The sequence below is a fragment of the Aquitalea sp. genome (assembly GCF_030150775.1).
Lineage (GTDB): Bacteria > Pseudomonadota > Gammaproteobacteria > Burkholderiales > Chromobacteriaceae > Aquitalea > Aquitalea denitrificans.
In genome coordinates this window covers 178883-201035 of sequence record NZ_JASLFG010000049.1, presented here as the reverse complement: position 1 = coordinate 201035, position 22153 = coordinate 178883, and the positions used below count along the sequence as shown (strand labels likewise).

The 22153-nt window shown below is 60.6% G+C and carries 23 protein-coding genes; 12 read left to right on the top strand and 11 right to left on the bottom strand.

Features of this window, described 5'->3' with window-relative positions; all coding sequences use genetic code 11:
• Positions 1 to 67: 67 nt before the first annotated feature.
• Positions 68 to 778: an alanyl-tRNA editing protein gene (locus QVF59_RS17395; RefSeq protein ID WP_287881454.1), complete on the bottom strand. Its 711-nt coding sequence runs from the start codon at positions 776 to 778 to the stop codon at positions 68 to 70.
• A 164-nt stretch (positions 779 to 942) separates the two neighbouring features.
• On the opposite strand from QVF59_RS17395, the gene QVF59_RS17390 reads away from it, so the two are divergent.
• Complete coding sequence (locus tag QVF59_RS17390; protein WP_159875044.1) at positions 943 to 1623, top strand: pseudouridine synthase; 681 nt, start codon at positions 943 to 945, stop codon at positions 1621 to 1623.
• Positions 1624 to 1692: 69 nt separating this feature from the next.
• On the opposite strand, the gene queF is transcribed toward QVF59_RS17390, so the two are convergent.
• Genes queF through murJ form a run of 3 tightly spaced genes read right to left on the bottom strand, consistent with a single transcriptional unit; the run spans position 1693 to position 4879 of the window.
• On the bottom strand, positions 1693 to 2532 hold the full coding sequence (gene queF, locus QVF59_RS17385; protein WP_287881453.1) for an NADPH-dependent 7-cyano-7-deazaguanine reductase QueF: 840 nt from the start codon (positions 2530 to 2532) through the stop codon (positions 1693 to 1695).
• 46 nt (positions 2533 to 2578) lie between these two features.
• Entirely contained in the window at positions 2579 to 3340 is a 762-nt protein-coding gene (locus QVF59_RS17380; protein ID WP_287881452.1) for a CPBP family intramembrane glutamic endopeptidase, read from the bottom strand.
• Positions 3341 to 3343: 3 nt separating this feature from the next.
• Positions 3344 to 4879: a murein biosynthesis integral membrane protein MurJ gene (gene murJ / locus QVF59_RS17375; protein WP_287881451.1), complete on the bottom strand. Its 1536-nt coding sequence runs from the start codon at positions 4877 to 4879 to the stop codon at positions 3344 to 3346.
• A gap of 121 nt (positions 4880 to 5000) precedes the next feature.
• Between murJ and rpsT the strand changes: the two genes are divergently transcribed.
• Positions 5001 to 5264: a 30S ribosomal protein S20 gene (gene rpsT / locus QVF59_RS17370; RefSeq protein WP_045847229.1), complete on the top strand. Its 264-nt coding sequence runs from the start codon at positions 5001 to 5003 to the stop codon at positions 5262 to 5264.
• A gap of 105 nt (positions 5265 to 5369) precedes the next feature.
• On the opposite strand, the gene QVF59_RS17365 is transcribed toward rpsT, so the two are convergent.
• The 3 genes from QVF59_RS17365 to fabI form a co-directional block, all read right to left on the bottom strand.
• On the bottom strand, positions 5370 to 6527 hold the full coding sequence (locus QVF59_RS17365) for an acetate/propionate family kinase (protein ID WP_287881450.1): 1158 nt from the start codon (positions 6525 to 6527) through the stop codon (positions 5370 to 5372).
• Complete coding sequence (locus QVF59_RS17360) at positions 6524 to 7453, bottom strand: phosphate acetyltransferase (protein WP_287881449.1); 930 nt, start codon at positions 7451 to 7453, stop codon at positions 6524 to 6526. Before QVF59_RS17360 ends, QVF59_RS17365 begins: the two co-directional genes overlap by 4 nt.
• Positions 7454 to 7518: 65 nt before the next feature.
• Entirely contained in the window at positions 7519 to 8295 is a 777-nt protein-coding gene (fabI, locus tag QVF59_RS17355; RefSeq protein WP_159875050.1) for an enoyl-ACP reductase FabI, read from the bottom strand.
• Positions 8296 to 8569: 274 nt separating this feature from the next.
• On the opposite strand from fabI, the gene QVF59_RS17350 reads away from it, so the two are divergent.
• The 7 genes from QVF59_RS17350 (at position 8570) to QVF59_RS17320 (ending at position 15188) form a co-directional block, all read left to right on the top strand.
• Positions 8570 to 8818, top strand: a complete 249-nt coding sequence (locus tag QVF59_RS17350; RefSeq protein ID WP_159875051.1) for an FmdB family zinc ribbon protein — start codon at positions 8570 to 8572, stop codon at positions 8816 to 8818.
• 6 nt (positions 8819 to 8824) lie between these two features.
• Complete coding sequence (locus QVF59_RS17345) at positions 8825 to 9478, top strand: DUF502 domain-containing protein (protein WP_159875052.1); 654 nt, start codon at positions 8825 to 8827, stop codon at positions 9476 to 9478.
• 77 nt (positions 9479 to 9555) lie between these two features.
• Positions 9556 to 11358, top strand: a complete 1803-nt coding sequence (aspS, locus tag QVF59_RS17340) for an aspartate--tRNA ligase (RefSeq protein WP_287881448.1) — start codon at positions 9556 to 9558, stop codon at positions 11356 to 11358.
• 119 nt (positions 11359 to 11477) lie between these two features.
• Positions 11478 to 11747 (top strand): hypothetical protein, encoded by a 270-nt coding sequence (locus QVF59_RS17335; protein WP_287881447.1) that lies wholly within the window; start codon positions 11478 to 11480, stop codon positions 11745 to 11747.
• Positions 11748 to 11980: 233 nt separating this feature from the next.
• Positions 11981 to 12595: a peroxiredoxin gene (locus tag QVF59_RS17330; protein WP_287881446.1), complete on the top strand. Its 615-nt coding sequence runs from the start codon at positions 11981 to 11983 to the stop codon at positions 12593 to 12595.
• Between the two features lie 122 nt (positions 12596 to 12717).
• Positions 12718 to 13935, top strand: a complete 1218-nt coding sequence (locus QVF59_RS17325) for a GGDEF domain-containing protein (protein ID WP_287881445.1) — start codon at positions 12718 to 12720, stop codon at positions 13933 to 13935.
• Positions 13932 to 15188 carry a GGDEF domain-containing protein gene (locus QVF59_RS17320; protein WP_287881444.1) on the top strand — a complete coding sequence of 419 codons (1257 nt, stop codon included), beginning with the start codon at positions 13932 to 13934 and terminating at the stop codon, positions 15186 to 15188. The genes QVF59_RS17325 and QVF59_RS17320 overlap by 4 nt, the downstream gene beginning before the upstream one ends.
• A 3-nt stretch (positions 15189 to 15191) precedes the next feature.
• Here QVF59_RS17320 and QVF59_RS17315 read toward each other — a convergent pair whose 3' ends face one another.
• On the bottom strand, positions 15192 to 15791 hold the full coding sequence (locus tag QVF59_RS17315; RefSeq protein ID WP_159875058.1) for an arylesterase: 600 nt from the start codon (positions 15789 to 15791) through the stop codon (positions 15192 to 15194).
• Here QVF59_RS17315 and QVF59_RS17310 point away from each other — a divergent pair, their 5' ends adjacent.
• From QVF59_RS17310 to QVF59_RS17300, 3 genes are all read left to right on the top strand, one after another.
• Positions 15792 to 16484 carry an ABC transporter ATP-binding protein gene (locus QVF59_RS17310; RefSeq protein WP_159875059.1) on the top strand — a complete coding sequence of 231 codons (693 nt, stop codon included), beginning with the start codon at positions 15792 to 15794 and terminating at the stop codon, positions 16482 to 16484.
• A complete protein-coding gene (locus tag QVF59_RS17305; protein WP_287881443.1) occupies positions 16481 to 18967 on the top strand; it encodes an ABC transporter permease in 2487 nt (828 codons plus the stop codon). Before QVF59_RS17310 ends, QVF59_RS17305 begins: the two co-directional genes overlap by 4 nt.
• A gap of 67 nt (positions 18968 to 19034) precedes the next feature.
• The gene (locus QVF59_RS17300; protein WP_159875061.1) at positions 19035 to 19559 is read left to right on the top strand and encodes a DUF2946 family protein; all 525 of its coding nucleotides are present in this window, start codon (positions 19035 to 19037) and stop codon (positions 19557 to 19559) included.
• Between the two features lie 24 nt (positions 19560 to 19583).
• Here QVF59_RS17300 and QVF59_RS17295 read toward each other — a convergent pair whose 3' ends face one another.
• The 3 genes from QVF59_RS17295 to QVF59_RS17285 all read right to left on the bottom strand — a co-directional run bounded on the left by QVF59_RS17295 (position 19584) and on the right by QVF59_RS17285 (position 21984).
• A complete protein-coding gene (locus QVF59_RS17295; RefSeq protein WP_287881442.1) occupies positions 19584 to 20858 on the bottom strand; it encodes a CynX/NimT family MFS transporter in 1275 nt (424 codons plus the stop codon).
• A 2-nt stretch (positions 20859 to 20860) separates the two neighbouring features.
• Positions 20861 to 21601 (bottom strand): FadR/GntR family transcriptional regulator, encoded by a 741-nt coding sequence (locus QVF59_RS17290; protein ID WP_287881441.1) that lies wholly within the window; start codon positions 21599 to 21601, stop codon positions 20861 to 20863.
• Between the two features lie 113 nt (positions 21602 to 21714).
• Positions 21715 to 21984 (bottom strand): hypothetical protein, encoded by a 270-nt coding sequence (locus QVF59_RS17285; protein ID WP_159875064.1) that lies wholly within the window; start codon positions 21982 to 21984, stop codon positions 21715 to 21717.
• Between the last annotated feature and the right edge of the window lie 169 nt (positions 21985 to 22153).

The window sequence follows — 22153 nt, the reverse complement described above, 5'->3', positions numbered from 1 at the left end:
CAGGCACAAGCAAAACGGGACCGCTATGGTCCCGTTTTTCATGGCGGCCTTGCGGCAAAGGCCGGGTTTAGTCTGCCAGCGTCACCACCACCCGCTTGTTACGCGCGCCCTTGCTTTCAATCTTTTTCACCAGCAGGCGGCCGATTTCGCCGGTGCGGCGCACATGGGTGCCACCACAGGGTTGCAGGTCGACACCGTCGATTTCGATCAGGCGGATTTCCGGCAGCTCCAGCGGCGGGGTGACCGACATGGTCTTGATCAGCTCCGGACGGGATTTCAATGCTTCGCCACTGGTCATCTGGATGCTCACCGCCAGGTCCTGTGCCACCAGCGCATTCAGGCCAGCCTCGATTTCGTCCTTGTCCAGCTCCATGCCTTCCGGCAAATCAAAATCCAGCCGTCCGCCTTCTGCGGTCAGATTGCCACCGGTCACGCCGGCCTTGATCACCACCGACAGCAGATGCAGGCCGGTATGCACCCGCATGTGGCGGTGACGGCGCGCCCAATCCAGCGTCAGGGTGACCGGGCTGCCTGCGGCCAGTTGCGGGGCATCGGCAGCGGTGATGTGGAGAATCTCACGGGTTTCGCGGTTGCGGCGGGTATCGCTGATGGCCAGCGTGCTGCCATCGGCCAGGGTCAGCGTGGCGGTGTCGCCCGGTTGACCACCGCCCAGCGGATAACACAGGGTGTCTGCCAGTACCAAGCCGGCATCGTCATGGCGGATGACCGTGGTTTGCAGGGTGGTTTGGTAAGGGTCGAGGTAAAAGCGCTCCGGCATGACAGCTCCTTGCATGGGGAATGATCTGATCATGACAGGGTGATGGCGTTGCGCTGCCATTTCAAGTGGCAATTCCCCGGCAAATGCAGAGTGACAGCTTGTGAAGCCGCGCCGGGGGTAAGATAATCGCCGCTCTTTACTTATTCTGTTCCCCTGTTGCCGCCATGAGCCAAGCCCATAATCTGGAAAACTACACCCCGCCGCCGGATACCGGCCTTGCGGTCATCTATGTCGACGACTGCCTGCTGGTGGTGGACAAGCCCACCGGCCTGCTGTCGGTCCCGGGCCGCGGCGAAGGCAAGGACGACTGCCTGATCAGCCGGGTGCAGAAAGTGTATCCGGATGCGCTGACTGTACACCGGCTGGACATGGCCACCTCGGGCCTGGTGGTGTTTGGCCGTGGCGCGGCCATGCAGCGGGCGCTATCCATCGCCTTTATGGACCGCAAGGTGCAGAAGCGCTATATCGCGGTGGTGGACGGTATTGTGGAAAGCAATAGCGGCACCATCGACCTGCCCCTGATCATCGACTGGCCCAATCGCCCACGCCAGAAAATCGACCATGTTGAAGGCAAGCAGGCCATCACCCATTACCGTGTGGTGTCGCGCGACACCACACGCCAGACCTCGCGCATGGAGTTGGACCCGCAAACCGGCCGCGCCCACCAGTTGCGCATGCACATGCTGCATCTGGAAAGCGGCCATCCCATTCTGGGCGATGACATCTATGCACCGCCTGAGGTACTGGCCAAGGCCGATCGGCTGTTACTGCATGCCTCGCGACTGGTGTTGCGCCACCCGATTACCCGTGAAGAAATGGAATTTGAGGCGGCGATGCCGTTTTGATGGCCGGATTTTGCCCACAAAAAAGCCTGCTTGGATGACAAGCAGGCTTTTTTACTTTGGACAGCCTACTTACTGTCGTGCGGTGCGGGTGTTCTCCAGTGGTGCCTGCTCGGCATTGCTGCGCCAAGGGTTGATGTCCAGGCCGCCACGGCGGGTATAGCGGGCGTATACCGTCAGCTGTTCCGGCGCGCAGGCGCGCAGGATGTCGGTGAAGATGCGCTCCACGCATTGCTCGTGGAATTCATTGTGCTGGCGGAAGCCGATCAGGTAGCGCAGCAGCGCTTCACGGTCCAGTTGCGGGCCGGTGTAGCGGATTTGCACGCTGCCCCAGTCCGGCTGGCCGGTGACCAGGCAGTTGGACTTCAGCAGATTGCTGCACAGGGTTTCGCTGACGATATTGCCGGTATCGGCACGCAGGATGTCCGGGCAGGGCGCGTAGTTGTCCACGGCGATGTCCTGCTCGTCGATGTAGTCGCCGTCCAGCTCGGCAATCTGCTGGCGGGCAAAGTCCTGTGGCAGCTGCACGCTGACCGTGACTGTGCCACCGGCAGCATTGGACAGGTCCAGTGCCAGCTGTGCCTGCAACTCGGCCAGGCTGGCGATGCGGGTCTGGTTATAGCTGTTCAGGTAGAGCTTGAACGACTTGGATTCGATCAGGTTGGGGCTGTCAGCCGGAATGCGGAAGGTGGCAATACCCACCTGCGGCTTGCCGCGCGCATTCAGCCAGGACAGCTCGAAACCGGTCCAGATATCCACACCGGCAAAAGGCAGGGCCTGTTCGTCCACGCCGATTTCAGCGCGCTTGCTCTGGCGGGCGATGGGAAACAGCAGGCTGGCGTCGTACTGGTCCTGGTAGCTGACGGTTTTGCCCAGCGGGGAGAGATCGGGAGTCAGGTGCGGAGTGGTCATGAGAGGGATTCCGTGAAAAAAGCGAGCCGGCCACGGTGCTTGCCGCTCAGAGCAGCAGGCCTTTGCGCCACAGCGCCATCAAGTCCATGGTGAGGGCCACGCTACAATGCAGGGCGATACCCAGCCAGATCGAGCGATAACGATAACTCAGCGTACCCAGTGCCATGCCGGCGATGATGGCGGCCAGGCTTTCCAGTACTGGCTTTTCAAAATGAATCATGCAGTAAGGCAGCAGCATCACGAAGATGGCGGATACGCCAAAGCGCAATTTGAGGCCGTGCACCATGTAACCGCGAAAGAAGAACTCCAGCGCGGCAAATTGGGCGAAGTATAACAGCTCCCACCAGGCCCAGTGCGGCCACAGGCTTTCTTGTGGGCCAAGGCGGAAGAAGGGGTAGATCTGCAAGAAACCCGGCTGTGCCGACGCCCACCACACCAGTGGCAGCATGATGGCGTAAAACAGCAGGAACAGCTTGCCATCCGTGCGCAGCAAACGCCAACTGGGCAGGGCCAGGCCAAAATCGCGCAGCGGGCGGCGCAGCACCAGCTTGATGTGCAGCAGCGGCAGCAAGCAGTAGCTGGCTACGCTGGCCAGCGACCAAAACACAGCACGGTAGAGCTGGGTGTCCGGGTTGTGTACTACCAGGCGCTGGAAGACAGCGGCCCAAGCTGGCTGCATATTGCGCAGCCAGTCCAGCAGCCAGTGGCTGTTGGCCGGGTAGTACAGCAAGGTCAGGCTCAGACAGCACACCAACAGTACGGCGGCAGCTTGGCGGTCTGCCGCGGGCAGCGGTGATGACGTGGGCACGTTTTAGTGCTCCTTGCGCATGAACTGGCGCGGCCGGAAGCCCAGCGCAAACAGCATGGCAAAGTAAGTGATGGCACCGGCCACCACCAGCAAGGTCAGCCAGCTTACACGCTGCCAGGCATGGCCATCCCAGTGGATGGGCAGCAGCCATTGCAGCGCGAGCAGTACAGCAGCCATGGCCAGGATGGCCAGTGCCATCTTGCCGAGGAAGCTGCTCCAGCCTGCTTGCGGCTGGTAGATCTTGCGCTTGAGCAGGGTGGAGAGCAGCAGGCCGGCGTTCAGGCAGGAGGCCAGGCCAATCGACAGTGCCAGGCCCGCATGCTTGAGCGGGAAGACAAAAGCCAGATTCATCAACTGGGTGCAGCCCAGGGTAATCAGCGCAATGCGCACCGGCGTCTTGATGTCCTGCCGGGCATAGAAGCCCGGCGCCAGCACCTTGACCAGAATCAGCCCCAAGAGGCCGAAGGAGTAGGCAATTACTGCCTGTTGCGACATCAGTGCGTCGTGGGCGGTAAAGCGGCCATACATGAACAGGGTGGACAGCAAGGGGCCGGACAACAGGCCCAGCCCCACGGTGGCCGGTACTGCCAGCAGCAAGGACAGACGGATGCCCCAGTCCAGCAGCACGCTGAATTCGCTATCGGACTTGCTGGCCGCATGCTTGGACAGGGAGGGCAGCAGGATGGTCCCCAGCGCCACGCCCAGCACGCCGGAGGGGAATTCCATCAGCCGGTCGGCGTAATACATCCACGACACGCTGCCGGTGGGCAGGAAAGAAGCAAAGGTGGAGTTGATCAGCAAGGAAATCTGCGCCACCGATACGCCGAAAATGGCCGGGCCCATCTGGCGGATCACCCGCCATACCGCGGCATCCTTGAAGTCGAAGATGGGCATGGTGAGCATGCCGATCTGCTTGAGGAAGGGCAGTTGCCAAACCAGCTGGATCAGCCCGCCAACAAACACCGCCCAGGCCATGGCCATGATGGGCGGGTGGAAGCTGTGGGTGAAAAACAGCGCAAATACGATAAAGCTGAGGTTGAGGAAGGTGGGGGTGAAGGCCGGAATCGAGAACTTGCCCCAGCTATTGAGAATGCTGCCGGTCATCGAGGACAGCGAAATGAAAAAGATATAAGGAAACGACACCCGCAGGATGTCGGCAAACAGCGCGGCCTTGGCCGGTTCGCGATAAAAGCCGGGCGCGGAAATCCACATGATGGCCGGCGCGGCCAGCATGCCGATGGCGGTGACCAGCAGCAGCACCGAACCCAGTACGCCGGTGACCTTGGCCACGAATTGGCGGGTTTCTTCTTCGGTTTTCTGGTTCTTGTATTCGCCCAGGATAGGCACGAAGGCTTGCGAGAACGCGCCCTCGGCAAACAGGCGGCGCAACATATTGGGAATCTTGAAGGCGGCATTGAAGGCATCTGCCGACATGCCGGCACCAAATACGCGTGCAATAAGGGTGTCGCGGACCAGGCCGAGAATGCGCGACACCATGGTCATGCTGCTGACAGCAGCCAGCGCCTTGAGCAGGTTCATTGAGTGGGGGTGGCGGGTTGAGCAAGCCGGCTAGTTTACGCTGGCGGGTTTATTGTTGCAAAACCTGCTGTTAAGGCTTAGAATCGCGGGTTTCAGATTCCGCTCATCAGGAGAAAGATTCATGGCTAACAGCGCACAAGCTCGCAAGCGTGCACGCACAGCCCTTAAGCAGCGCGCGCACAACGCCAGCCTGCGTACTGCGTTCCGTACTGCAGTAAAGAAAGTGCTTAAGGCAATTGAAGGTGGTGACAAGGCTGCGGCCAAGGTTGTGTTCCACGCTTCCACCAAAGTAATCGATCGTATCGCTGACAAGGGCGTGTTCCACAAGAACAAGGCAGCTCGTCATAAGAGCCGTCTGTCCGCTCAGATCAAGGCCATGGCCTGATCCCAGCTTCGCGCTGAAAGATACGCAGAAAAGCCCCGCTGTTGCGGGGCTTTTTGTTTGTCTGCGTGGCGAGTGATGTTGTGCTTTTGCCACGCAATTGCGCGACTAGGCAAGCAGGGAAAATGCTTGTCTGGCCATTTCGCCTTCTTCGTCGGTGGCTAGTACATAGGCATGATGCGGGCTGCTGGCGCTGGTCAGTTGCCGGGCATGCGCCAGATTGGCGGCATGGTCGGCCTCAAAGCCCAGCCAGCCCAACTGACCCAGCACCCGGCCACGCACTTCGGCAGAATGCTCGCCCACGCCAGCGGTAAAGATGATGGCGTCCAGCCCTTTCATGGCGGCGGCCAGCGAGGCAATCTCGCGCACAATGCGATAGCAGAACAGCTCAACTGCCTCGCGCGCTGCTGGCAGGCTGCTGGCCAGCAGTTCGCGCATATCCGCCGACACACCACCGGAAACGCCCAGCAGGCCGGAGTTCTTGTACAGCTCGCGCCGCACATCGCTTACGCCCATGCCTTCGTGCTCCATCCAGTACAGCACCACTTCCGGGTCCAGATAGCCGGGGCGTGTACCCATCATCAGCCCGTCCACGGCAGAAAATCCCATGCTGGAGGCTACGCTTTGTCCCTGCTGGATAGCGCAAGCGCTGCTGCCGCTGCCCAGATGACACACCACTACTTTGCTGCCCGCCAGTCCCAGTCCGGTCAGCCGACGGCCGATGGAAGCATAGGACAGGCCGTGAAAGCCATAACGACGCACACCTTCTTCATGCCAGTGGCGGGCGATGCCGAAGCGGGTGGCTACTTCTGGCTGGCTGGCATGGAAGGCGGTATCAAAGCAGGCCAGCTGCGGCAAGGTGTCATCTACCGTCTGGAAGGCCTGGATTACTTGCAGGCTGACTGGCTGGTGTAGTGGTGCCAGCGGAATGAACTCCTCCAGGGCCTGGCAGATGCTGTCGTCCAGCCGGGTAACGGCATGAAAGCGACTGCCGCCATGTACCACGCGGTGTACCACGGCGGCCACGGCAATACCGTGATCGGCCAGGGTGTTGAGCATGGCTGCCACGGCGGCCTCGCGGCTGTCATCGCCCAGCTCGCGTTCTTCCAGCTGTTGGTGCAGGGTGTCATGCAGGCTGAGGCTGGTGTGTTTCTGGCCGAAATGATCAATCAGGCCACGCATCAGCAGCGCGCCGCCCTCCATGGCATAGGCACGGAACTTGAGGGTGGAGGAGCCGGCGTTGACGGCAATCAGCGCCTTGATCACTGGCTGGCTCCGCGACGGCGGTGCGCCAGCACATTGGCCACGGCTGCCGAGGCCAGGCGACCGGTGGCGTCTTCGGCGCGACTGGTCAGTACGATGGGCACTCGCGCGCCCATCACGATGCCGGCGGATGCGGCGGCTGCCAGATAGGTGAGCTGCTTGGCCAGCATATTGCCGGACTCCAGATCAGGCACCAGCAGGATGTCCGGGTCGCCAGCCACTTCCGATACGATGCCCTTGGTGTCGGCAGCCTCATGCGAGATGGCGTTGTCGAAGGCCAGCGGGCCGTCCAGAATTGCGCCCTTGATCTGGCCGCGTTCGGCCATCTTGCACAGTGCTGCGGCATCCAGCGTGGCGCGCATGGCCGGGTTGATGGTTTCCACGGCGGCCAGAATGGCGACTTTGGGGCGGGCAATGCCCAGTGCATGGGTTAGGTCGATGGCGTTTTGGCAAATGTCGCGCTTGGTCATCAGGTCGGGTTCGATGCTGATGGCGGCATCGGTGATGAACAGATAACGCGGGTAGCTTTCCACTTTCATGATGAAAACGTGGCTGATGCGACGGTCGGTGCGGATGCCGGTATTGCGTGCCAGTACTTCGCTCATGAATTCGTCGGTGTGCAGGCTGCCCTTCATCAGGATGTCTGCATAGCCTTCGCGTACCAGTGATACCGCCTGTTCTGCGGAGGCGTGGCTGTGCGGGGTGTCGATCAGCTCGAAGCGGCTGATGTCCACGTCCAGTTCTTCCGCCAGCTTGACCAGCTTGCTGCGCGGGCCGATCAGTATCGGGGTGGCAATGCCGTGGTCGGCGGCTTCTACCGCGCCCAGCAGTGCTTCGCGGCTGCAGGGATGGGCCACGGCCATGGGCAACGGACCCAGCGCGGTGGCTTGTTGCAGGATATCGTCAAATGCTTTGTCATCGCGGGTCATGGATGGTCTCCGGGGCATGGACGGCAACGAGGGCCAGCGGCATCAGGCCGCTGGCCGTGTTGGCATCAGGCCATGATGTGATGGCCGCCATCGACATAGATGGTCTGGCCGGTGAGGCTGCGGGCTGCATTGGAAATCAGGAAGGCGCAGGTCATGCCCACGTCTTCGATATCCACCAGCTTGTTTTGCGGCGCACGGGCGATGGCGTCGTCGATCAACTGGTCGAAATGGGCGATGCCGGAGGCGGCGCGGGTCTTGAGCGGGCCGGGCGATACCGCATGCACGCGGATGCCCTTGGGGCCCAGTTCACTGGCCATATAGCGCGACACGCTTTCCAGTGCAGCCTTGACCGGTCCCATCATGTTGTAGTTTTCCACCACTTTGTCGGCACCATAGTAGCTCATGGTGATCAGCGAGCCGCCATCCTTCATCAGCGGTTCGGCGTGACGGGCCATCTCGACGAAGGAGTAGCAAGACACATGCATGGCCTGCTGGAAACCATCACGCGAGCAATCAACCACCCGGCCATGCAGGTCTTCCATCGGGCAGAAGGCAATGGAATGAATGACAAAGTCCAGCTTGCCCCAGTGTTGTTCGATGTCGGCAAATACCTGTTGCATCTGGCCGGGTTGCTCCACGTCCAGCGGCATCACCAGCGGCGCGTCCAGTTTTTCGGCCAGCGGACGGACATATTTTTCCGCCTTAGTGTTCAGATAGGTGACGGCCACCTCGGCTCCCAGCTCGCGCAGAACGCTGGCGCAGCCGTAGGCGATGCTGTTTTCGTTGGCGATGCCGACAATCAGGCCTTTTTTGCCATTAATGATGTTACGAATGCTGTCCATGAAATCCTCTTGGGTCGACCTGGTGGAAATGAGCTTTGATGCATCGTGGCAGCGCGATATTGCGAGTGCGTGAAAAACAGCATTTTTGTATTGCGGCGTCAGTCGGATATAATGGTAAGTTTGCGGGCTGGCTACTTGCATTTGCCCGCCCTGACCGCAATTTGCATCATAGGTCAGACCACCGCAGTTATTGTGCAGCGTAGCAAAATTGCATGTTGCACTGTAGCAAGAATACGCCATTTATGCCATTTACATAGTGGTTGGAGCAAGGAATATGCCGATCTACGAATACCGCTGCACCGCCTGTGGCGCAGCCAAGGAACATTTGCAGAAAATGAGCGATGAGCCGATCGCCCAGTGTCCGGCTTGTGGCAGCGCCGATTACCACAAGCAGCTGTCTGCTGCCGGTTTCCAGCTTAAGGGTTCCGGCTGGTATGAAACCGACTTCAAGAACGGCAGCGCTTCTTCCGGCGGCGGCGGTCACAGCTGTGGCAACGGCTCTTGCGGCGGCGGGTGCGCTTAATCCCCCATGACACAAATCAAGATGACCGTACGGGGCTATCTGGTGGCCGGCCTGCTGATCTGGCTGCCGCTGGGCATTACCCTGTGGGTGTTGAGCCTGATCATCGGCTCGCTGGACCAGACGCTGAAGCTGCTGCCGCACGAATGGCAGCCCGAGCAGCTGTTCGGTTTCAGCATTCCCGGCCTGGGCGTGGTGTTTGCCTTTCTGATGCTGCTGGGTACAGGCATGTTTGCTGCCAATGTACTGGGCCAGCGCCTTGTGGATTTCTGGCACGGAATGCTGTCGCGCACGCCCTTTGTCAAATCCATCTACAGCAGCGTCAAGCAGGTCAGCGATACGCTGTTGTCGGATTCAGGCCAGGCTTTCAAGAAAGCGCTGCTGGTACGCTGGCCTCACCAGGACAGCTGGACGGTAGCCTTCCAGACCGGGGCACCGGCACCGCAGGTGGTGGCGGAAATGGGCGCGGAAGAACACGTCAGCGTCTATGTGCCGACCACGCCGAACCCGACTTCCGGCTACTTCATCATGGTGCCCAAGCGCGATACACGTGAATTGGCCATGAGCGTGGACGATGCCCTGAAATACGTGATTTCCATGGGCGTGGTGGTTCCGGTGCCGGCGGCAGACGCTCTGTGCAGCGACAAGAATCAGCAGGCTTAGGCCGTTTGTCGGCCTTGCCCGGCAGACGCCCGTTTATCCAGATTTAAAGATACAGAATTCAATACAAGGGTTACCCGATGCGTACCGATTACTGCGGACTTATTGACAAGAAATACCTCGGCCAGACCGTCACCGTAAAAGGCTGGGCTCACCGTCGCCGCGACCACGGTGGCGTGATCTTCATCGACCTGCGCGACCGCGAAGGCCTGGTGCAGGTGGTGATTGATCCGGATACCCCGGAAGCCTTCAAGCTGGCCGACAGCAGCCGTAACGAGTACGTGCTGGCTATCACCGGCATCGTGCGCGAACGTCCGGCCGGCACCGCCAACAGCAAGATGATTTCCGGCGAAATCGAAATCCTGGCCAAGGAAATCGAAATCCTTAACAGCGCTGCCACCCCGCCCTTCCAGATTGACGACGAGAACATCTCGGAGAACGTGCGCCTGCTCAACCGCGTGATCGACCTGCGCCGCGCACCGATGCAAAAGAACCTGCGCCTGCGCTACCGCGTAGCCATGGGTGTGCGCAATCACCTGGACAAGCAAGGCTTCATCGACATCGAAACCCCGATGCTGACCCGCTCCACCCCGGAAGGTGCGCGTGACTACCTGGTGCCGTCCCGCGTGCATCCGGGCGAATTCTTTGCCCTGCCGCAATCGCCGCAGCTGTTCAAGCAGCTGTTGATGGTGGCCGGCTTCGACCGCTACTACCAGATCACCAAGTGCTTCCGCGACGAAGACCTGCGTGCCGACCGTCAGCCTGAATTCACCCAGATCGATATCGAAACTTCGTTCCTGAACGAAGACGAGATCATGGACATCACCGAAAACATGGCGCAGGAAATCTTCCGCGACGTGATGAATGTCGAGCTGGGCAAGTTCCCGCGCATGACTTACAACGACGCCATGTTCCTGTATGGCTCGGACAAGCCGGACCTGCGCGTATCGCTCAAGTTCACCGAACTGACCGACCTGATGAAGACCGAGGAATTCAAGGTCTTCCGTGGCGCAGCCGACATGGCCAATGGCCGCGTGGTTGCCCTGCGCGTACCGGGTGGTGCCGCCATTTCCCGTAAGGAAATCGACGAGTACACCCAGTTTGTTGGCATCTACGGTGCCAAGGGTCTGGCCTATATCAAGGTCAACGACAAGAGCAAGATCACCAACGACGAAACCAGCGGCCTGCAGTCGCCCATCGTCAAGTTCCTGTCCGTGGCCGCGCTGGAAGAAATCATGGCGCGCACCGGTGCTGACAACGGCGACATCATCTTCTTTGGTGCCGACAAGGCCAAGGTGGTGAACGAAGCTATTGGCGCGCTGCGTATCAAGATTGGTCACGAGCGTGGCGAGAAGGACGGTTACTTCGTGCGCGAATGGCGTCCGCTGTGGGTGGTGGACTTCCCGATGTTCGAACACGACGAAGAAGCCGACCGCTGGACTGCCTGCCACCATCCGTTCACCAGCCCGAAACCGGGCCACGAAGACCTGATGGACACCGATCCGGGTGCTTGCCTGGCACGTGCCTACGATATGGTGCTGAACGGCTGGGAAATCGGTGGTGGTTCCGTGCGTATCCACCGTGCCGACGTACAGGAAAAGGTATTCGCTGCGCTGAAGATCACTCCGGAAGAGCAGCAGAACAAGTTCGGCTTCCTGCTGGACAACCTGAAGTTCGGCGCGCCGCCGCATGGTGGCCTGGCCTTTGGTCTGGACCGTCTGGTTACCCTGATGGCCGGTGCCGAATCCATCCGCGACGTGATTGCCTTCCCCAAGACCCAGCGCGCCCAGTGTCTGCTGACCAACGCCCCGAATGCGGTGGACGACAAGCAGCTGCGCGAACTGAACCTGCGTCTGCGCCAGAAAGCCGAACCGGCTGCCTGAGCCTGATGGCAATGGCAGCACACAAGAACGGACACCTGGGTGTCCGTTTTTTTTGATCTAAAAGTTATACATGTACATATGTATTTGTATATTATTGTTCTCAATTCACGGAGAGCAACATGACACAGCAGACAGAAAACAAAACCATTGTGGTTGAGCGCACCCAGACCGGGGTGAAAATCGAAAAGCGCCTGCTCAAGGTACTCAAGGCCATGGCGGAGTATCACGACATTACCCTGGGTGATCTGCTGGAAGGCATTGTGTTGCATGCCTTTGATGGCAAGGTGGCCTTTGGCGAAGAATCACTGGCGCGCATCCGCCAGCTCAAAGAGGTATATGGCCTGGAACTGGATGCCAGCGCCAGTCACCGCCTGCAGGAAAAATCCTGACCGTGCACCGCCGGAGCAAGGGCAGGGCAGCTTGAAACCAAGGCCTGCTGCCCGCATCTGATAAAGATCGCCAGCAGGGCGAACCGGCTATTGCGAAACTTTATCGACACGATATGGATTTACAATTGGCCGGTGATGGGCGGGCTGTTTTATAAAGCCCCCGCATTCCGCAGCGTTTTCGCATCGCCCGATACCGGAAACGCTGTCACATCAAGAAACTCAAGGAGATCCGCATGGCCGTACTCGTTGGTAAGCAAGCACCGTTCTTCGCTGGTGAAAAAACCTTCTCCGCCGTTCTGGGCGATGGTCAGATTGTTGACAACTACTCCTTCCAGGAAGCTACCGCCGGCAAATACGCCGTCGTGTTCTTCTACCCGCTGGATTTCACTTTTGTTTGCCCGTCCGAGCTGATCGCTTTTGATCACCGTCTGGCTGAATTCAAGGCCCGCAATGTAGAAGTGATCGGCGTGTCCATCGACAGCCAGTTCACCCATGCCGCATGGCGCAATACCCCGGTAGAAAAGGGTGGTATCGGCCAGGTTGGCTACACTCTGGTCGCCGACATCCAGCACGAACTGTGCAAGGCCTTTGATGTGGAAGCCGACGGTGGCGTGGCCTTCCGTGGTTCCTTCCTGATCGACAAGGCTGGTGTGGTACAGCATCAGGTGGTAAACAACCTGCCGCTGGGCCGCAATGTGGACGAAATGATCCGCATGGTTGACGCACTGCAGTTCACCGAAGAACACGGTGAAGTCTGCCCGGCAGGCTGGAACAAGGGCAAGAAGGGCATGAAGCCCAGCGCCGAAGGCGTTGCTTCCTACCTGGCGGAAAACGCAGCCCAGCTGTAATAGCTTCCACGTCGCTCCTGTCGACGAAAAAGTCATGCTGCAACCCCGCTTTACGCGGGGTTTTTCATGGCGTCTGCTATACATGAGTAAAGACCAGACCAGACCAGACATCGGGGGGCAATTTGAGCCTTTCTTCCGCCGGAGAAGAGACCGCAGTAAGGCTGCACATCATGGAGCGCTTTCGCGCCGCCCAGCCGTATTCCATGGTTGGCGGTGCATTGCTGGCGCTGGCGATGAGTTTGCACTCTCCCTGGGGCAACATCGCTTGCTGGTGGGGCGGTCTGTTTGCCTGGCAGTGTCTCTACTTTGTCTTTACCTCTCGGTTATTACGCATCGCCGGTGCAGGACAGGGAGTATCCCTGCCGCATTTTCGCCTGTTCGTCCTGGCTACCATTCTGGCCGCTGCCTGGTGGGGCAGCGCCGTCTGGTGGCTGGTGCCTGACAATGACCCGCTTTATCTGATCGTGGTGTTGCTGTGGCTGGCAGGTGTCGCCTCTGCCTACGCGGCCTATCTGACCGGGGTAAAGTTACTGCCGGTGCTGGTGCTGGGCCTGATGCTGCTGATTGTGCAAACCAAGCTATGGGGGACCGGAATTCCGGTATTGCGGCTGGCCGGAATGTCGGTGCTGCTGTTTACTGCCGTGCTGGTGACGATGACCTGGCCCTTGCACCGCTATCTGCGGGAAAGCTATGCGGTCCGGGAAGAAAACAACCGCCTGCTGCTGGACATGACCGAGCAGCAGCACAAGCTGGATGAATACAACCAGCAGCTGGAGGAGCAAAGTCGTCAACTGGACGAGGCGCTGGCGCGTGTAGAAGCGCTGGTGGCGCATGATCCGCTTACCGGTGTGCTGAGCCGGCGTGCGGTGATGACGCGGGCGGACCAGTTGGTTGCCCAGGCGGTTGCTGGTCAGCCATTCTGCCTGGCCATGCTGGATTTGGATCACTTCAAATCCATCAATGACGGCTTTGGTCATCTGGCTGGTGACGAAGTCTTGCGCCAGACCAGCCGGCTGGTAGGGGGCGAACTGCGCGGCAACGATAGTCTGGGGCGCTACGGTGGCGAGGAATTCATGCTGCTGCTGGAGGGGATGACTCAGGATGCGGCCTTGCTGCGGCTGGAGCACATTCGCAATCTGGTACAGCAGCATGACTGGTCGGCACTGATTGGAATGCGTGTGGTAACCGTATCAATAGGGTTGGTGGCCTGGAAAAATGGGCTGGATGTGCCGCAGCTTATCAAGCGGGCGGACACCTTGCTGTATGCCGCCAAACGGGCTGGTCGTAATCAGGTGATGACCGAGGCCGCAGCCGAAGCTGCTGCAAGGGGGCATGCATGAAGCGGCTGGCCTATCTGCAGCAGCAAAACCCGCATTGGCGTGAAGAGGCCGACCTTACGCGCTACTTCGTGGATGCTGCCCATGCTTCCATCGCCCCGGCGGTATGCAGCACCCCACTGCTGGCCTGGATTGCCTACGGTGAGGCATCGCTATGGCGCATGCTGTGCTGGATGGGCCTGTTCTGGCTGGTGGAGTGGCGGCTGATCCTGGTTATCCGGCAATGTCGTCAGCATGACACCCATCCGCTTAGTGTCTATCAGTACTACCCGGCGGTGCGGGATTGCCTGCTGGCCAGCAGTCTGTTGTGGGGTGGTTGTATCTGGTTCATGGCTCCGGTACAGCCTGATCCGGCCTACCAGATGCTGTTGCTGCTGTGGGTAGCCGGCATTTTTGCGTTGCTGTGCATCATGATGGCAGCCTGCCGCGACATTCACGTGCTGTTTTTTGCCGCGTTCTGGGCGTTTCCGGTATTTTCCCTCCTCAATGGCGGGAAAAGGCTGGAGCTGCTGGCCCTCTTGGGTGTGAGCATCTATCTGTTATCGCAATGGCGCTTTGTACGTGGTTTCCAGCAGACATTGTTTGACACCGTGCAGCTCAAACATGCCAATCAGAACATGATGGACAAGTTGGTGGAAATGCACGTACAGGCCACCATGCAGCGGGTTAGCCTGGAAGAGAACCGGCAGGCGCTGCAGCTGGCTGTTGCCGAAGGGGAGCGATTGCTGGAGTGCGATGCGCTCACCGGCTGTTTCAACCAGCGGGCGCTGCGCAGGCAACTGGACAAGTACGCCGCCGACAGCATTGCCAGCGGCAGCAGCTGGTCCCTATCCATTCTGGACCTGGACCATTTCAAGCAGGTCAATGATACCTTCGGCCATCAGGCTGGCGATGCGGTGCTGGAGCAACTGGTGCAGAAGGTCAGCCAATTGCTGCCGGATGGCTTGCAGATGTTCCGCTATGGCGGAGAAGAATTCGTGGTGCTGGCCCCTGCCATGCAGGAAGCCGAATTGGCCTCCTGCCTGGATGGCATTCGTCAGCAACTGGCCGTGTCACGCTGGGAAGCGTTGCCGGCCTCATGGCAGCAAACCATCTCGGCCGGGGTGGTTGCCTGCCAGCCTGGCGAGCAGGTCAATCATTGCCTGCAACAGGCCGACCTGGCGCTTTATGCCGCCAAACATCGTGGCCGCAACCGGATTTGCCTTGCCAGTGATCTGGTTGATGTGCCGCTCAAACGCTTTTCTCATTCATCCTGAATATTATTTCAATGGCAGCTTGGCCTTCACCGTGCGCATCATGGTAGCTTGTACGCTGGCTACAGGGTGTAGCCCGTCAGGCTGGAACTTGCTGATGTCGGTGGCAAACCCGGCAACCAGCAACGGCACGTAGGCCAGTTGGTTGCGCTTGGCTATGCGGTCGTACACCGCGCGGAACTCGGCGGTGTATTGCGGGCCATAGTTGCTGGGCAAGGCCATGCCTACCAGCACCACCCGGGCCGAGGCCTTGCGCGACAGTGCGATCATCTGCTGCAGATTGCGCTCCATGCCGGCAAGTGGCAGGCCGCGCAAGCCATCATTGGCACCCAGCTCCAGCACTACGATGTCCGGTTTGTGACGGCGGAGTGCATCAGGCAGCCGTGCCAGGCCACCGTCACTGGTTTCACCGGAGATGCTGGCATTGATAATCCGGTGCTTTGGCTCCAGATCCTGTTGTAACAGGCTGACCCAGCCTTGGCCTGTCTGCAGGCCGTAACCGGCAGACAGGCTGTCGCCCATCACCAGGATGGTGGCAGCCCCGGCCGGCAGGGCCAGCCAGGCAGCAAACAGGGTGCAAACCAGCTTTACCATTGCAGAAGACATATGACTCCAATCGAGAACAAGGCAGTGCTGTCGGCGCGGGATCTGGCCAAACAGGTGGTATTTAACGGGGCTCCACTGGATATCCTGCAGACGGCCAGCCTGAGCGTGCAGCCGGGCGAAAGCGTGGCCATTGTCGGGGCTTCCGGTTCGGGCAAGTCTACCCTGCTATCCCTGTTGGCCGGGCTGGATCAGCCAACGCACGGCGAGGTCGCCCTGTTTGGCCAGTCGCTGGCCGGTTTGAGCGAAGATGGCCGCGCGCTGCTGCGCAGGGACAAGGTGGGGTTCGTATTCCAGAATTTCCAGCTCATGCCACAACTGACTGCGCTGGAAAACGTCATGCTGCCGCTGGAGCTGGCTGGGCGCAAGGACGCCCGCGATACCGCCAGCCAGATGCTGGGTCATGTTGGCCTGGCGCATCGCCTGCGTCACTATCCCAGGCATCTGTCCGGCGGCGAGCAGCAAAGAGTGGCGCTGGCGCGTGCCTTTGCCATTCACCCCGGCATCCTGTTTGCCGATGAGCCCACCGGCAATCTTGATGCCGCCACTGGCCGGCAGATCATCGATCTGCTGTTCCAGCTCAATAGCGAACAGCATACCTCGCTGGTGCTGGTAACCCACGATAACGAACTGGCCAGCCGCTGCGATGCCATCTACCGGCTGGTGGACGGCCAACTGAACGGGGCGCGCGCATGAGCTGGTGGAGCCGACTGCTGCTGGCAGCACGCTTTGTACGTCGCGAAATCGTATCCGGCGAGTTGAGCATTCTGGCACTCGCCCTCTTGGTAGCGGTGACGGCACTCACCAGCGTCAGCTTCTTTTCTGACCGGGTGGCGCGGGCGCTCACCACCCAGGCCACCCAGTTGCTGGCAGCCGATCTGGTGCTTAACGGCAACCAGCCGGCACCGGCCATCATCCGTCAGGAAGCGCAGCGCCGTGGCCTCCGGCTGGCGGACAACATCAGCTTCCCGTCCATGGTGTTTGCCCAAGGGCAGGCCACGCTAGCCACCTACAAGGCGGTGAGCAACAGCTACCCGCTGCGTGGGGAAATGACCGTGCGCGGAGAGAGTGGACAGGCGCAAACCGGCAGCCTGCATCCTGCCACTGGCACGGTATGGGCCGATGCCAGGCTGCTGCGCAAGCTGGGGCTGAAGCTGGGTGACAACATCACGGTCGGCAATACAGCCTTGCGGCTGAGCGGTGAAATCCTGCGCGAGCCTGATGGAGCCATGGATTTGTACAATTTTGTGCCACGGCTGATGTTCAATAGTACGGACCTGCCGGCCACCGGACTGATCCAGGAGGGTAGCCGTGCGCGCTGGCGACTGATGCTGGCCGGGGACGACCGCCAGATCAGCGACTTCCGCCAGTGGCTGAGTCAGCACCTACCCGCTGGCAGCCGGTTGGAAAACGTAGAAGAAGCACGCCCGGAAATCCGTACTGCACTGGAACGTGCGCGGCGCTTTCTCGGCCTCACTGCCATGTTGACTGTGGCTCTGTCTGCGGCGGCGGTGGCGCTGGCAGTAAGGCGCTATCTGGCCCGGCACTGGCAGCCGGTGGCGGTGTTGCGCTGCATGGGGCTGACCTCCTCCGAGGTGCTGGGCCTGTTTGTCTGCCTGTTCCTGCTGCTGGGTCTGCTAAGCGGTGGGCTGGGCGCGTTGGCCGGTTATGCGGTGCAATTGGGACTGATGCAACTGAGCAGCCGTTTTGTTGGCGAAGTACTGCCGGACCCGGGCTGGCAAAGCTGGTTACTGGGGCCGGCTGCTTCATTACTGCTGCTGACCGGCCTGGCGTTGCCCCCGCTGCTGGCAATACGCAATGTGTCTCCGCTGGCGGTGCTGCGTAATGACCTGCCCTTGTTGCGCAGCAATCTGGCTGCGCCTCTGCTGGCCGTACTGGTCTTGCTGCTGCTGGCAGCATGGCAGATGGACGATCTGACCCTGGCCGCCTGGTTGCTGGGGGGGATGGCGGCCTTCTTTGCCGGCGTGGCGTTGCTGGCCTGGGGCATGCTGTGGTTGTTGCGGCACTTGCCGGCCGGGCGGCAGATCGGCTGGCGCTATGGCGTGGCCAATCTGGCGCGCAGACCGTGGCTGGCCATCGTGCAGATTGTGGCGCTGGCAGTGGGCATCATGGCCTTGCTCACCCTCACCCTGGTGCGTGACGACCTGATTTTAGCCTGGCAGCAGAGCATTCCGGCAGATGCACCCAATAAGTTTGTCATCAACATTCAGCAAAACCAGCGCTTGGCTTTGCAGCAGCGCTTTGTTGATGCTGGCCTGCCAGCACCGCAGCTGGCACCGATGATCCGTGGTCGGCTGGTGGCCATTAATGACAAACCGGTACGGCCATCTGCATTGCCGGATGAGCAGGCGCGGCGGCTGGCCGAGCGTGAATTCAATCTGTCCTGGCGCGACAGCCTGCCGGAGGGCAACCGGCTGGTGGCGGGGCAATGGTGGCAGGATAAGGCCCGGCCACAGTTTTCGGTCGAGCAGGGGCTGGCCAGAACGCTGGGTATCCGCATGGGAGATACGCTGGCATTTGATATCGGCGGCACTACTTACCGTGCCAGGGTGAGCAGCCTGCGCGCGGTGGCCTGGGACAGCTTCCGGGTCAACTTCTTTGTGCTGGCACCGCCATCCCTGTTGCAGCAGCAGCCAGCCAGCTGGATCAGCAGTTTCCGGCTGGATGCAGCGCAGGAGGATTTTGCCAACCGGCTGGTTGCGGCCTTCCCCAATATCACCATCATTGATGTCAGCGCTATTCTGAACGAAGTGCGCACCATGGTGGACAAGCTGACTCGCGGCATCGAAGCCATGTTCGTACTTGCACTGGCGGCTGGTGTGCTGGTGTTGTGGGCTGCCCTGGCCGCCACACGGGACGAACGCCTGTTTGATATCGCCCTGATGCGTGCGCTGGGTGCCTCGGATGCGCAGGTACGCAGTGTGGTGCTGGCCGAACTGGCTTGGCTGGGTGGTTTTACCGGCCTGCTGGCTGCGCTGGGTGCCATGGGTGTGGGTGGTATCGCGGCCAGCAAACTGTTCAACCTGCCGTGGGTAATGAATGGCTGGCTACTGCCGCTGGGCATGGGCTGCGGCATGCTGGTGGTGATGCTGGCTGGCTGGCCGTTGATCGGCAAGGTGACGCGCAGCTCGCCACTGGCGGTATTGCGTGCAGTCTGATGGTAGGGCGGTACAAAGCCGCAAGAAATAACAAGGCGGGTAGACCCGCTTGCAAGGAGTGCAGGAAATGGATTCCCAGGTGTTGGCGGCAATGGCCAAATGGCCCAATGTGCCGGCGGTATTCGGCTGGTTGCGGCTGGATGCGCGCGGGCAGTGGTGGATACGCGAAGAACGCCTGACGCATGAAGGCATGGCGGCCTTCTTCAACCGCAATTACAGCCGCGATGCCCAGGGCCGCTACTATGTCCAGAACGGCCCGCAAAAGGTGTTTGTCAATCTGGATGCCGCGCCGCTGATCGCCCGGTTTACCGAAGGCCGCTGGCAGACCTTGCCCTGCGATGATGATGTGCAGGCGCGGGCGGCCTTCATGACCGACGACGGGCAGCTGTTCATCGAAATTGCCGGCGAGCTGGCGGTGGTGGACGACCGCGATCTGACCGGCATTGCTGCGGCCGGTCTGCCCGGCTGGGACGGGGATGTTTCACGCCTGCCGCACAGCCTGCAGTTGGCAGACCACCCCTTGCCGCTCAGCCGGCACAGCCTGGCCGAGCTGTGGCAGCGCTATGGTGTAGTGGTACACCCGCATGCCTGATGGCGTCCGCGAGGATGCAAAAAATCAGCCCAGTCGTTCGGCGCGCGCGCTGACCAGCAGTTTGCGGCCGGCCAGCAGTCCTGCGGCCAGCGCAGTCGCGACAATGCCACCAAACAGCCAGCCCACCGGTGCCCAGCGTCCGGCGACATCGTGAATGATGCCGGCAGCCAGCGGACCGCAAGCTGCCACGGTATAGCCTACGCCTTGTGCCATGCCGGACAGATGAGCGGCAACGTGGGCATCCGGTGCGCGCAGCACCAGCAGGCTGAGCGCCAGGCTGAACGCGCCACCCTGGCCAATCCCCAGTAATACCGCCCACAGCCACAGCTGGTTGATGGGGGCGTACAGCATCCCCAGCAGCCCGGCCAGGGTCAGGACCATTACGCAGGCAATCGGCAGGCGCTGGTCGGCACCACGATGTGCCAACAGCGGAACCCCTAAGGACGCAATCACCTGCGTCATGATGGACAAGGACATCATCAGTCCGGCCTGCAGCGGTGTCAGTCCGCGTTCGATCAGGATGGATGGCATCCAGCCGAACACAATGTAGGACAGCGATGACTGCAAACCCATGTAGACCGTTACCTGCCATGCCAGGGCATCGCGCCACAGACCACGTACCTGCCAGTGCCCCGCATGTTGTTGCTGGTGTGAGGACAGCTGTGGCCACCATACCGCCAGTGCCAGCAGTGCCGGAATGGCCCAGAACGCAAGTGCCGGCTGCCAGCGCTGGCCAAACAGCTGATCCAGCGGCACGGTGGCGCCGGCTGCCAGTGCGGCACCCAGGCATAGTGCCATGGTGTAGACCCCGGTCATCAGGCCGGCCTGAGCTGAGAAGTCACGTTTGACGATGCCCGGCAGCAGCACGCCGATGATGCCGATGGCGGCACCGGACAGTAGCGATCCCATCACCAGGCCGGTCAGTCCCAGTTGGCTGCGCAAGGCAATGCCGCAGGCCAGCAGCAACAGTACGCCGGCGATGCTGCGCTCGCTGCCGAAGCGGCGGGCCAGGTGCGGAGACAGTGCACCGAACAGACCCAGGCATAGTACCGGCAAGGTGGTGAGCAAGCCGGCCATGGTGGCGGACAGGCCGATTTCAGCCTTTACCTGCCCCAACACCGGAGCCAGGCTGGAGAGGGCGGGGCGCAGATTGATGCCGATCAGAACCATGCCCAGTGCCAGCAGCCAGCGTGATTGAGGTGCTGGGGAGTGGTACTGGACGCCGTCATCATCGATTTCGGCGTCGATCAACAGTTCTTCTGCCAGTTTGTCTGCAATATGTTGTGGTGTGGGTGACATGCTTATTCTCTATTGCTACTGCTGCCTGGCGGTGGCCGGTTGTATTCAGCTGGAGATGGGGGGAGCAGGCGGTCCAGAATCTGCAGCAAGGGCCGGGTGACAGCAGCAGCGGCTGCACCGGCTGCATCGGCATCACCAGCCTGGATGGCAGCAACGATGGCCTGGTGTGAGGGCAGATCCGGGTCCGGCAGCGCTTCGTCGTGAATGGAACGCTGGATGCTGTCCTGCACCACGCGGGAGAAATAGCGATACAGCTCGGCCAGTGCCGCATTACCGCAGGCATCGGCAATGGACAGGTGGAAATCCAGATCGCGGGCGATGAAATCGTCTGCTTGCGCATACTGGCTTTGTTCGCCGCGTATGGCCAGCGCATCTTCTATCCGTGCCAGTCCGTGGGTATCGGCACGCAATGCCGCCAGTCGGGCTGTGCTTTCCTCCAGCATGGCACGTACTTCCAGCTGCTCGCGCAGGCTGGCACGGCTGATAGCGCGCAGGGCATCGGCCGGGCTGGTCATGGCACGTACATAGGTGCCGTCACCCTGACGAACCTCCAGCAAGCCGGCGTACAACAGAACCCGAATGGCTTCGCGCACGGTGTTGCGGCTGATGCCCAGCAGGCTGGCTAGCTCCGGCTCGGTGGGAATGCGGCTGCCTACCGGCCATTGCCCGGCTGCCAGCCGTTGGCCGATGTCTTCCAGCGCAAGGTCAACCAGTGAGCGCCGGGCCTGGTGCAGTGCAGTCATGTCTGTCTCTATTCATCCAATCATCCGATGTATTTTGACGCAGCTTGTCACTGGCAGCAAGTTGGGAGAGTGAGGAGGGGGCGGGGGCGGGCCGGGATGGCCCGCCGGGGTGCTTATTTGGCGGCGGAAGCTGCGTCTTTCACGCACTTCTTCACAAAGCTGTTCTTGGCAGCGCCAGCCAGTTTCTTGTCGGCAGCCTTGCCTTCGCACATGGCTTGCGGTGCGGCAGCCTTGCTGTCCTTTTCACATTTCTTCAGGAAGCTGGCCTTGGCGGCACCAGCCAGTTTCTTCTCGGTGGCCTTGGCATCACAGCTGGCGTCTGCAGCCAGAGCGACATTGGCAGTGGCCAGGGTCAACAGTGCCATCATCACGAATTTGCGCATTGCAGGTTCCTCAAGGTTGGATGGGAAACATTCCCGGTTGGCAGGCAGGTATTGCACTGCTTGTGCACCGTAACATATATGGATTTGTCCTGTTTATCCATCACGGATTGTTACAAGGCTTGTCAGCAAGTCATGGCCGCAGGCAGGCATCCGGGGTGCAGGTCTACGG